The 11748-nt window shown below is 36.8% G+C and carries 11 protein-coding genes and 1 other annotated feature; all 11 genes read left to right on the forward strand.

The genetic code is table 11. The features are described from left to right. The first annotated feature begins 24 nt into the window (after nt 1-24). Nucleotides 25-726: a 50S ribosomal protein L1 gene (rplA, locus tag I6751_RS11505; protein WP_196590322.1), complete on the forward strand. Its 702-nt coding sequence runs from the start codon at nt 25-27 to the stop codon at nt 724-726. After that, nucleotides 723-881, forward strand: a sequence feature (ribosomal protein L10 leader region). Its footprint overlaps the gene before it by 4 nt. A 29-nt stretch (nt 882-910) precedes the next feature. Beyond that, the gene (gene rplJ, locus I6751_RS11510; RefSeq protein WP_182185867.1) at nt 911-1450 is read left to right on the forward strand and encodes a 50S ribosomal protein L10; all 540 of its coding nucleotides are present in this window, start codon (nt 911-913) and stop codon (nt 1448-1450) included. Nucleotides 1451-1500: 50 nt separating this feature from the next. After that, nucleotides 1501-1866 carry a 50S ribosomal protein L7/L12 gene (gene rplL / locus I6751_RS11515; RefSeq protein WP_196590323.1) on the forward strand — a complete coding sequence of 122 codons (366 nt, stop codon included), beginning with the start codon at nt 1501-1503 and terminating at the stop codon, nt 1864-1866. A gap of 388 nt (nt 1867-2254) precedes the next feature. Next, a complete protein-coding gene (locus I6751_RS11520) occupies nt 2255-4276 on the forward strand; it encodes a BglG family transcription antiterminator (RefSeq protein ID WP_196590324.1) in 2022 nt (673 codons plus the stop codon). Then, nucleotides 4269-4709 carry a fructose PTS transporter subunit IIA gene (locus tag I6751_RS11525; protein ID WP_196590325.1) on the forward strand — a complete coding sequence of 147 codons (441 nt, stop codon included), beginning with the start codon at nt 4269-4271 and terminating at the stop codon, nt 4707-4709. The genes I6751_RS11520 and I6751_RS11525 overlap by 8 nt, the downstream gene beginning before the upstream one ends. 13 nt (nt 4710-4722) lie before the next feature. After that, nucleotides 4723-5784 (forward strand): PTS fructose transporter subunit EIIC, encoded by a 1062-nt coding sequence (locus I6751_RS11530; protein WP_196590326.1) that lies wholly within the window; start codon nt 4723-4725, stop codon nt 5782-5784. Between the two features lie 33 nt (nt 5785-5817). Next, nucleotides 5818-6132 (forward strand): PTS fructose-like transporter subunit IIB, encoded by a 315-nt coding sequence (locus I6751_RS11535; RefSeq protein ID WP_182185858.1) that lies wholly within the window; start codon nt 5818-5820, stop codon nt 6130-6132. A gap of 118 nt (nt 6133-6250) precedes the next feature. Next, nucleotides 6251-8614 (forward strand): glycyl radical protein, encoded by a 2364-nt coding sequence (locus I6751_RS11540; RefSeq protein WP_330998165.1) that lies wholly within the window; start codon nt 6251-6253, stop codon nt 8612-8614. Then, on the forward strand, nt 8611-9519 hold the full coding sequence (locus tag I6751_RS11545) for a glycyl-radical enzyme activating protein (RefSeq protein WP_196590327.1): 909 nt from the start codon (nt 8611-8613) through the stop codon (nt 9517-9519). Before I6751_RS11540 ends, I6751_RS11545 begins: the two co-directional genes overlap by 4 nt. 87 nt (nt 9520-9606) lie before the next feature. Then, a complete protein-coding gene (locus I6751_RS11550) occupies nt 9607-10287 on the forward strand; it encodes a fructose-6-phosphate aldolase (protein ID WP_196590328.1) in 681 nt (226 codons plus the stop codon). Nucleotides 10288-10631: 344 nt separating this feature from the next. Then, on the forward strand, nt 10632-11748 hold a 1117-nt coding region (locus I6751_RS11555), incomplete at its 3' end, for an IS256 family transposase (protein ID WP_196599102.1).

Genomic DNA, 11748 nt, shown 5'->3' on the forward strand with positions numbered 1-11748 from the left:
ATAACCACGAAGGGAGAAATTTATATGTCTAAAGTTGGAAAAAAATATCAGGATGCTGCGAAACTTATTGAAGATAAACTTTATGATGCTCCTGAAGCTGTTGAATTAGTCAAAAAAACAGCAACGGCTAAATTTGATGAAACTGTAGAAGCCTCTGTACATTTAGGAGTTGATCCTAAATATGCTGATCAGCAGGTTCGCGGTGCCTTGGTTTTACCGCATGGCACTGGTAAGACTAAAAAAGTCCTCGTTTTTGCAAAAGGGGATAAAGTTAATGAGGCAGAAGCAGCAGGTGCTGATTTTGTCGGCTCTGATGAATTGGTAACGAAAATTCAGGGCGGTTGGTGCGATTTTGACGTAACAGTTGCTACTCCTGATATGATGGGCGTAGTTGGGCGTCTTGGGAAAATCCTCGGACCACGTGGTTTAATGCCAAATCCTAAATTGGGAACTGTTACTATGGATCTTACAAAGGCTATAAATGAAATAAAAGCTGGTAAGATTGAATATCGTACTGATAAAGCGGGTAATATTCACGTACCTATTGGAAAAGCTTCTTTTGACAGTGCAAAATTACTGGAAAATTTGCAGATATTGATTGATACATTGCTGAAGGTAAGACCGGCAGCTGCAAAAGGACAGTATATGAAATCTGTAACTATAAGTTCTACAATGGGTCCTGGTATTCATATTAATCCGCTTATAAAAATTTCTAAAGCTGAATAATACAATCTTATAAACTTAAGACAGCAGGTGCCATAAATGGTATAATGTGTGATTGCCTGCCGAGGTTAAATGGATTTTTGATATATATGGTCGATGACCATTGAATCTTAAAGACAGCCTGCGGCAGAAATCGCGGGCTGTTTGTTTTTATAAAGATAATTTTTATTTGAGGGGAGGTGTTTTTATGGCAGTACGTCCAGAAAAACAGGCGATTGTAGCAGAGTTAAAAGAAAGCTTTTCTCAGGCAAAAGCGATAGTTCTAACTGGTTACAAAGGATTGACCGTTGCTCAGGATACAAAACTTCGTGCTAAAATGCGTGAAAATGGTGTTACGTATCGTGTTGTAAAGAATACAATGCTTCGGTTTGCAATGCAGGACCTTGGTTATGATGAATTGGTTTCTTATTTAGAAGGGACAACAGCAGTAGCTTATTCGACGGAAGATGCTATTGCTCCGGCAAAAGTAATTGAAACCTTTATCAAGGAAAATAATTTAGCTAAGTTAGAAACTTTGACCGTTAAGGCCGGTGTTGTTGATGGTAAAGTCATCGATGCGGCAGGTGTGAAAGAATTGGCTGCTCTCCCATCTCGCGAAGTGCTTATTGCAAAGATGCTCAGCAGTATGCAGGCTCCTGTTTCCGGTATGGTCAATGTACTTCAAGGTACAATTCGCAATGCTGTTTATGTGCTTGAAGCTATTCGTAAACAAAAGGAATCAGCATAAGCCATATATTTATAAAATAAAACGATATTTAATTTTGGAGGAATATTAAAATGACTAAAGAAGAAATAATGCAGGCCATTGAAGAAATGACTGTTCTTGAATTATCTGAACTTGTAAAAGCTATGGAAGAAAAATTCGGTGTTAGTGCTGCTGCTCCTGTAGCCGTGGCTGCTGCTGCTCCTGCTGCCGGTGCTGCAGAAGAAAAAACTGAATTTGATGTAATTCTTGCTTCTATTGGTGCGAGCAAGATCAATGTTATCAAAGTTGTTCGTGAAATCACCGGACTTGGATTGAAAGAAGCTAAAGCTTTAGTTGATGGTGCTCCTGCTCCTGTAAAAGAAAAGGTAGCTAAAGATGAAGCCGAAGCTGTTAAGGCAAAATTGGAAGGTGCCGGCGCAACTGTAGAAGTAAAATAATTTTACTGCTGTACTGAATAATAAGGGGCTGTCGCATGTTAAAAGTGCGATGGCTTCTTTTTTTTGCAAAAAATTATTTATGTTATAATTCCTGACAATAATAATTTATAAACATTGTCTAAATCATTTATTTTATAGCTAGTAATGATTTATCAGCATAGAATTTGCTTTAGTTACAAGAAACAACATTTATTTAGTGTATTCTACTAACCGGAAAGAGCAATATATAAGAATTAATGTAATATTTTCTGTTGCTGAGAAAATTTTTAGATTATTCACATATTTACAAGACATATTTTTTAATGTTATAGTTTAGTTAATAAATAAAGTTAGTTGCGCAACGTTTAAAGGGGGCTGACGTTATTAACAATAAGTTAAGGTGGGACAAATGAAAAAATTTGATGGTAAAATTTGTATTGTTAAAATACTGCTTTCAAATGTTGGACCGGTATCAATAAATAATTTGGCTCAAATAATAAATAGAAACCAACGTACTGTCAGAAATTATTTGAAAGAAATACAAAAAGAAAAAAGTGAATTTAATTTAGTAAGCAATAATCAGGGTGTATTTTTAGATATTGATGAGAATTTAAAAGAGAAATATTTAAGCTCATATAATCAATTGCCAATAGAGAACAGTTCATCATTGGTTCAGAGGCAAAGGCAGGAATATATATTAAAAGTATTGTTTCTAGAACGGAATACCTATACTATACAGTTATTTGCTGATGAGTTATTTTGTAGCAAAAGTTGTATTATGCAGGATCTGGTTCAGATCGAAAAATGGCTGTCAAACAGAAATATTACATTGTGCAGGCGTCAGAACCAAGGAATATGGCTCAAGGGTGAGGAAAAAGATCTGCGTTTGGGTTTCAAAAAACTATTGGATGAGCTTAATTTATTTTATAATACCAGGCAGGAACCACAGCTATCTTGTAAATTGGATCTTGATTATCGTATAAACATAGCTAATTATAAAAGAATATGTGCTATTTTAAAAGGAATTGATATTCTTTTTATTCAAAAAATAGTACAGAAAATTGAAAAACAGCTTAATTTTTTATTTACAGAGCAGGCGTTTCAAAACCTGGTTATTCATTTGGCAATAGCGGTAAAACGTATCAGAGAAAATAAATTCGTCAGGGAATTTTCGCTTTCTCCCAGATTAAAAATGACACCTGAATATGCAGCTGCCAGTGGAATGATAATGGCTTTGGGCAGTAAGATGAATTTGAATTTTCCTGTTTCAGAAATAGATTATGCAGCAGTCCACATTTTAGGTTCGAAAATTCAGATCAATGATGATAAAAATACAATAGACTCATTTTTATCCAATTATGATGAATCAGAAATAAATCTTGCAGAGGCAATACTTTCTATATCGTCTAAAATACTTCAAACAGAATTAGCTGGTGATAAGCAGCTTTTTATGCAGCTTATTCAGCATTTACGTCCTACGATTATAAGAATGAAACAAGGACTGAGTCTTATTAATCCACTTTTGCTGCAGATAAAACGAGAGTATCCTGCGATTTATGCCGCGGCATGGGCATGCAATGATGTTTTTGAAAACATTGTAGGAGTACCTCTTAATGAAAATGAAGCGGCCTATATAGCAATGCATCTGATAGCAGGCATATCTAAATATAAGCCTAAGTATAAAGCAGTTGTTGTATGTGCCAGTGGTATAGGTACATCACAGTTTATCACTAATAGATTAGAACAAAATTTTCCTGATATGGAGATAGTTATGACGCTGCCATACACTGATTTGACTGATAAAATCAGAGAACAGGCAGATGTTATAATTTCAACCATAAAAATATTGCAGGGAGAAAATATTGTTTATATTTCTGTGTTGTTAACTGAGACAGATAAAGAAAATATTAATCAGGTTTTGCGAAAAGTGAGAGTAAAAAAAGAAAACAGGATAGTACCGATTAAGGAAGATAATATGACACTTAATGTACCTTTGAATGTTTTTGACTATAAATATTGTTATGTAGATGAAGAAATATTATCATTTGAACAAATAATAATAAAGTATGGCAGTATTATGGAAAAAAACGGTTTTGTTAAAAACGGTTTTACACAAGATGTTATAAAGCGTGAAAATATAAGTTCAACTTATATTGGCTGTGGTATTGCAATTCCACATGCAAAGTCGTCTTTTGTAAATAAATCAAAAATTGCTTTTATACGTCTAAAGAATCCTGTTCAGCATCGTTCAAATCATGTGCATATAATATTGCTATTATGCTTGTCTTTTGCAAAAACTGGTAATGCGGTACAATTTTTTAAAAATTTTTATTCAATATTATCTGATAAAAATAGAGTTGCTATATTGCATAACGAAATAGATAAGAAAAAAATCGTAAACATTTTAAATAATGGAGATATAAATGAATAATTTGATTACAGATAAAATGATAATATTAGACCAATCTTTGAAAACAAAGGATGAAGTCATTCGTACTTTAGCGCAAAAAATAAATAATGTTGGAAGATTAAATGATATTTGTAAATATATTGAAGCAGTAAAGAAAAGAGAAGCAGATTTTCCTACATCAATGGGGTTTTGTGTAGCTATACCGCATGGTAAATCGGATGCAGTCAAAACATCGTCATTAGCATTCTTGAGACTGAATGAAATGGTAAAATGGTCCGAAGAAGAGAAGGTAAAGTATATTTTTATGATAGCTGTTCCCAGTGAAAATAGTGACGATGAACATCTCAAGATTTTGGCAGCACTTTCGCGGCATCTTATGCATGAAGATTTTAGAAAAAAATTAATGACTATACAAAATGCGCATGAACTTGTGGATATTATAGAAAATATGTAATGGAGAGATATAAATGAATGAATTTATCAATATATTTAAAAATTTAAGGGAACATTTGATGAATGGTGTATCCTATATGATACCTGTAGTTGTAGCAGGAGGAGTATTGATGGCTGTTGCACTTATAATGTATGGACAGGCAGGTGTTCCGGAAAAAGGATTGGCCGCAGACATATGGAAAATAGGTGTGACAGGAATTGGGCTTATGGTACCGGTATTATCTGCATATATTGCAGCATCAATAGCTGATAGAGCGGGTATTGCCCCGGGACTGATAAGTGGACTTGTAGCTTCAAATATCGGTGCTGGTTTCCTGGGGGGATTGGTCTCCGGGATAATTGCCGGTGTAGTATGCTATTATTTAAAAAAAATACCACTTCATCCCTATGTTCGGTCATTGGGTCCGATAATTATTATTCCTATATTGGGAACATTAATTACATCAGGTATATTATTATGGGGGATAGGCACATATGTTGCAATAGCGATGAGTGCCGCTAATCAATTCCTGACATCAATGACAGATGCCAACAAGATTATTTTGGGACTTATTGTCGGTGCTATGATTGCTTTTGATATGGGTGGACCGATAAATAAGGTGGCATATAGTTTGATGGTTGCTACTGTGGGATCAGGAATATTTTCTTATGCCGGTCCTTGTGCTGTAGCTATAATGATACCACCGATGGCTATGGCTATAGCTTCATTTATTATGCCTAAAAAGTATTCGGAAGAAGAAAGAGATGCGGGTAAAAGTGCATTTTTTATGAGCCTTGTTGGTATTACTGAGGGAGCAATTCCATTTGCAGCAAATGATCCTATTAGAGTTATTCCATCCTTGATGATAGGAACCTCTATTGGCTGCGCAGCGGCATACATTTTTAATGTGCAGACACATGTAGCCTGGGGTGGATTTATTGCTCTGCCGGTTACTGAAAACATAGGCGGCTTTATAATATCTGTCTTGATCGGATCTATTATAGGAGCTATACTGGTAAACTTTTTGAAGAAAAGTTATGTGAATAAAAAAACGGACACTGATGACACTGATGTGGACATTTTGTTTGAAGATTGATAATATGGCCTTAAAGGGGAGAGAAAATAAATTATGAATATATTAGCAGTGACGGCATGTCCATCGGGTGTGGCACATACGTATATGGCAGCTGAAGCATTGAAAAAAGCTGCAGAAGAAAGACATCATATAATAAAGGTTGAAACGCAGGGGTCAATAGGTATTGAGAATGCGATAACAGAAAATGATGTGAAATGTGCAGATGTTATAATATTGACCAAGGATATGCCAATAAAAAATGAAGCACGGTTTAAAAACCATTTGGTAGTGCGTGTAGCTATCAGCGATGCGGTTAAGAAAGCAGCCGCTATAATTATAAAGGTAGAAAAACATTTAGAAAATAAATAATGATGGTTTAAAATAATAAAAGACATTAAAAAAAATATTATTGTTTATTATTAGTTATTGAAATAGGTAAATAATAAATATATAATAATAATAAATAATAGAAAAGGAGGGGCAGATTGTGGATTTAAAATTACTGAAAATGTCAGACAGGATAGAAACACTTAGAAATAAAATGTTGTCACAAAAACGTTATATGTCTATAGAGCAAGCTCTTATTACAACAGATATTTATAAAAAGAATGATAATAAGCCTGTGATTATAAAAAGAGCGTTGGCATTAAAAGCAGCTTTAGAGAACATAGAAATAGCTGTTGAACCGGAAGAATTGATAGTCGGTAATAGGACTAAAGGAGTGCGCTTTGGTGTTGTATCGCCGGAAAGCGGCGGGTCATGGGTGGACAAAGAGCTGGAAACATTGCCGACAAGGCCTCAGGATAGGTTTAATGTCAGGGATGAAGACATAAAAATCTATCGTGAAACGATTAAACCATATTGGCATGGTAAATCACTTGAAGATGTGTTAGCAGAAAAATTTGGCAGCGAATTTTCGGCGATAAGTAAAGTGGCTAAGATAAATCAAACTGATCATTCTCAGGGACATATTTGTCCTGACTGTACACTTTGGTTGGAAAAAGGACCTGATGGTATAAAAAAAGAAGCACAGAAAATGCTTGACAAAAAAGGCATGAATCGAAAACAGCAGGATTTTTATCAGGCTGTTGTTTTAACTATGATCGGTGCACAGAATTTTATACGTCGATACAGTGTCCTTTTAAAACAAACAGCAAAGATAAATGGTGATTTCAATCCAGCTTTAGAGAAAGCAGCTAATGTTTGCAGCAATGTTGCTGAACGGCAGCCTCAGTCATTCTATGAAGCAGTCCAGTCATTATGGTTTTTATTTGTTATATTGCAGATGGAGTCCAATGCTTCTTCATTTTCACCTGGACGTATGGATAGATATATGTATCCATTTTACAAGAAAGATATTGAGAATAATGTGATAACCAATAATGAAGCGCTGGAAATAATAGAATGTCTATGGTTAAAATTCAATCAGATAGTATATATGCGCAATGAGCAAAGTGCTAAATATTTTGCAGGATTTCCTATTGGTTTCAATATAGCTGTCGGAGGAGTCGATGAAAATGGAAAAGCGACAGAAAATGAATTGTCATACTTATTTTTGAGAGCGCAGGAAGATCTTGGACTGCCGCAGCCAAATTTATCAGTCCGTTTAAGCAAGGGAATATCGGAAAACTTGCTGGAATATGCTGTCAGGGTAGTAGCAAAAGGAAGTGGAATGCCTCAGTTTTTTAATGATGAAGCAGTAATAGGTACAATGATAAATGATTTGGGAATAGAAAAACAGGATGCGCTTGATTATGCTATCGTGGGCTGTGTGGAATTGACGACTCAGGGGAATAATCTGGGCTGGAGCGACGCGGCCATGTTTAATCTGAACAAAGCTCTGGAACTGGCAATGAATCACGGCAGGTGCTTATTGACAGGCAGGCAGATAGGACCTGATTTGGGCGGTCTTGATACGTATACTTCATATGAAGCACTGGAACATGCATTTGCTGGACAGATCGATTATTTTACTGAAAAAATGATAAAAGCATGTGAAAAGGTAGAACAAGGGCATATTGATTTACTGCCATCACCGTTTTTGTCCGCTGTGATTGACAATTGTCTCCAAAAAGGAATTGATGTTACAGCAGGCGGTGCAAAATATAATTTGTCAGGTATACAGATGATACAGGCAGCCAATGTGGCTGACAGTCTGGCAGCCGTATGGCAGCTGATATATACGGAAAAGCGCATAAATGGCAGTGATATGCTCAAAGCTTTGCAGAATAATTTTGTTGGTTTTGAAATAATAAAAGCAATGGCAGAGAATAAAGTACCTAAATATGGTAATGATGTCGAATGGGTGGATAATATAGCCGTCAAATGGGCACATTATTTTAAAGATAAACTTACGCATTATAAAAATTACCGCGGCGGCTTATACCATACAGGTATGTACACTGTGTCGGCACATGTGCCGATGGGGGAAAATGTTGGCGCTTCACCGGATGGACGGCTGGCATATCAGCCTTTAGCTGATGGCGGTATGTCACCGGTATATGGACGTGACGAAAATGGACCAACGGCTGTTTTGCAATCGGTGGGCAGATTGGATAATGTACTTACATCTAATGGTGGTTTATTGAATATGAAATTTCTGCCGGAGTTTTTTGCGACACAAGAAGGAATAAAAAAATTTGCAATGTTTTTGCGAACATTTGTTGATTTGAGGATTCCCCATGTGCAGTTTAATGTGTTACATCGTGAAGATCTGCTTGAAGCTAAAAGAAATCCGGAAAAATATCGCAGCTTGACTGTTCGTGTCGCAGGATATACGGCTTATTTCACAGAATTGGATGGGAAATTGCAGGATGAAATAATCGCCAGAACAGAATATGGCGCAGTATGAAAAATAAAGCATTGATTTTTGATATAAGGCGGTTTTCAACACATGATGGGATAGGCATCAGGACAACCGTATTTTTTAAGGGTTGTCCGCTGCACTGTGTATGGTGTCAGAATCCGGAGGGGATAGCACCGCAGACTAAGCTGGTATATTTTGCCAATTCTTGTATATTATGCGGTTGCTGTACACAAATAAAAGACGGTGCTGTCCATATTGAAAATGATAAACTTATATTAGATAGTTCAAGGGTAAAAAATACCGGTGATTACGAGTATATTTGTCCGTCAGGTGCATTGCGCATGGACAGCAAATGGTATGAGCCGGATGAACTGACAGAAATATTAAAGAGAGATATGCCGTTTTTTAAACATGGCGGTGGTGTAACTTTTTCAGGTGGGGAGCCGTTTTATCAGGCTAAATTTACTATTAGTATACTGAAACGGCTCAAAAAAATTAAGATCAATACGGCAGTAGAAAGTTCCTTGTTTACTGACAGTAAAACAATAAAAGCAGCACTGCCATTTATTGACACACTGTTTGCTGATTTTAAGATATATAATGATACACAGCATAAAAATTTTACTGGTGTATCAAATAAAATTATAAGGGAAAATATAAAAATGGTGCTGCAATCATTATACCGTGACAATGTCGTTATCAGGACGCCTCTTATACCTATGCACACAGCAAATGCTGATAATCTGAGAAAAATAGCAAAAGAAATAAGTGAATGGTATCCTGGTGTGCGTTATGAGTTGCTAAATTATAATCCTCTTGCTAAGGCCAAGTATGATCATATGGATTATGACTATTGCTTTGCAGACAATCCACCGCTTTATACAAAGCAGCAAATGGAAGATTTTTATAAGATAATAGAAGATGCCGGTATTGTTAATGTTATTAAGTAAATTAAGGAGTATGGATTGCTTTAATGAAGAAAAGAATTCATTATAATATTGTCTGGAAATTTATCAATAAGAGGAGAGTCTGTTTCGATGAAATATTTGATTGATACCGCTAATTTGGAAATGATTAAAAAATGCAATGATTTGCTGCCAATTGCTGGTGTTACCAGCAATCCCAGTATTATAAAGAAAGAAGGCAAAATTGATTTTTTTGCACATCTGAATAAAATACGTCAAATCATTGGTACCGATAAAACACTGCATGTTCAAATACTGGCTGAAGACAGCAGTAATATATTGAGGGAAGCACATGTTATACTGGAAAATATTGATAAAAATGTGTTCATAAAAGTACCAACTACACTACAGGGACTTAAAGCTATGAAACTGCTGAAAAAAGAAAATGTCGGCGTGACAGCAACAGCTATTTATACTAAGACACAGGGATTTATGGCAATGGAAGCGGGTGCAGATTACATAGCACCATATTTTAATCGCATGGAAAATCTTGATATTGATGCAGCAGATACTATTGCTGTTTTTGCTGATATGATTGCGGCATATGGTTATCAAACAAAGATTTTGGCAGCAAGCTTTAAAAATATTGCTCAGGTCAATACTGCCCTTAAATGTGGAGCGCAGACAATCACCGTGGCACCTGATGTTTTAATGGCAGCGTTTGCCGTACCATCAATAAAAAAAGCGGTTGATGATTTTGCTGCTGATTGGAAACAAACATTCGGTGATGTTTCTATTTGTGATTTGAAATAGTATTACACTAAAAAAGAGAGGCTGTCGCATGAACGGCATTGACTTCATAAAGGTGCAACCTATCTCAGCTATGTGGTTTCCCACCATTCTAAGAGCGGGAAAAGAGAGAAAAATATTGCATACTTATGAGCAAATATGGTCACGTGCGGCAGCCTCTTTATGAGATTAAAACAGTAACACCATAAAATAAACGTAATAAACATGCTATGACTGAAAAAAATATCAGGAGAAATATAATCAGCGATGACCGTGTGAGACTGTAACTAATTATGTGTAAATAGAATAAATGAACTATTCCTCCTGGATTGATGTTAGAATAAATATTAATTCAGGAGGATTTTATTATGGCCAGACAAAGAAAACTTTCCCCAGAACGTAAAGAATTTCTCCAGAAACTGCTGCGTGCATATCAACCGGAAGATGCGCAGGACGTTCAGAACATGCTCAAGGATCTCCTCGGAGATACGCTGCAAACCATGCTGGAAACTGAGATGGATGAGCATCTTGGCTACTCCAAGTACGACTATAAAAACAAGGATACGGATGACAGCCGGAACGGTTATAGCAAGAAAACCGTAACGTCTACGATGGGTAATGTTCCTCTCGACATTCCTCGTGACCGGAAGGGTGAGTTCCATCCGCAGGCTGTGAAGAAGAATCAGACGGACGTTTCCAATATCGAGGACCAAATACTGTCCATGTATGCCAAGGGGATGACCACCAGGGATATCACTGCCCACCTTAAAGAAATCTATGGCGTGGATGCTTCTGCTGAAATGATTTCCCGCATGACAGACCGTATTCTCCCTATTGCTAAAGAATGGCAGAACAGACCGCTGTCCAAGAAATACGCTATTGTCTTCATGGATGCTGTCCATTTTCATGTCAGACAGGATGCTCAGGTTGTAAAGAAAGCGGTCTATGTCGCCATTGGAACCCGTCTGGATGGTTCCCGTGAGGTCNGATTTGCCGATGCCATTGGAGCAGTTTATCCTGAGGCGGAAGTACAACGCTGCATAGTCCACCAGATCCGTTATACGACCAAATTCGTCTATTACAAAGATATGAAACCATTTGTCCAAGATCTGAAGGAAATTTACCAGGCGCCTACCCTAGAACAAGCGGAAGTGGCTCTGGACGCCTTGGAAGAAAAATGGAACGATAAATATCCCTCTTCCGTTCAGTCCTGGCGGAATAACTGGCCGCAACTATCCACTTATTTCAAATACCCCTTGGAAATGAGAAAGATGATTTATACGACGAACCAGATTGAAAATTTCAATCGCCAGCTGCGGAAAGTTTCTAAGAGCCGGACGATTTTCCCTACGGATGATTCGCTGTTTAAGCTGCTCTATCTGGCGACGATAGAGATTACCAAGAAATGGAGTGGCCGCAACCGTGACTGGAATAAAATTATTTCCCAGCTTTGCATTTATTTCGATGACCGTATCGAACCGGCTG

The sequence above is a fragment of the Pectinatus frisingensis genome, from assembly GCF_015732285.1.
GTDB lineage: Bacteria > Bacillota > Negativicutes > Selenomonadales > Selenomonadaceae > Pectinatus > Pectinatus frisingensis.

Excerpts from the sequence above, each read along its gene's own strand:
- rplA (WP_196590322.1), top strand. The coding sequence starts at position 25 with ATGTCTAAAGTTGGAAAAAAATATCAGGATGCTGCGAAACTTATTGAA.
- rplJ (WP_182185867.1), top strand. The coding sequence starts at position 911 with ATGGCAGTACGTCCAGAAAAACAGGCGATTGTAGCAGAGTTAAAAGAA.
- rplL (WP_196590323.1), top strand. The coding sequence starts at position 1,501 with ATGACTAAAGAAGAAATAATGCAGGCCATTGAAGAAATGACTGTTCTT.
- I6751_RS11520 (WP_196590324.1), top strand. The coding sequence starts at position 2,255 with ATGAAAAAATTTGATGGTAAAATTTGTATTGTTAAAATACTGCTTTCA.
- I6751_RS11525 (WP_196590325.1), top strand. The coding sequence starts at position 4,269 with ATGAATAATTTGATTACAGATAAAATGATAATATTAGACCAATCTTTG.
- I6751_RS11530 (WP_196590326.1), top strand. The coding sequence starts at position 4,723 with ATGAATGAATTTATCAATATATTTAAAAATTTAAGGGAACATTTGATG.
- I6751_RS11535 (WP_182185858.1), top strand. The coding sequence starts at position 5,818 with ATGAATATATTAGCAGTGACGGCATGTCCATCGGGTGTGGCACATACG.
- I6751_RS11545 (WP_196590327.1), top strand. The coding sequence starts at position 8,611 with ATGAAAAATAAAGCATTGATTTTTGATATAAGGCGGTTTTCAACACAT.
- I6751_RS11550 (WP_196590328.1), top strand. The coding sequence starts at position 9,607 with ATGAAATATTTGATTGATACCGCTAATTTGGAAATGATTAAAAAATGC.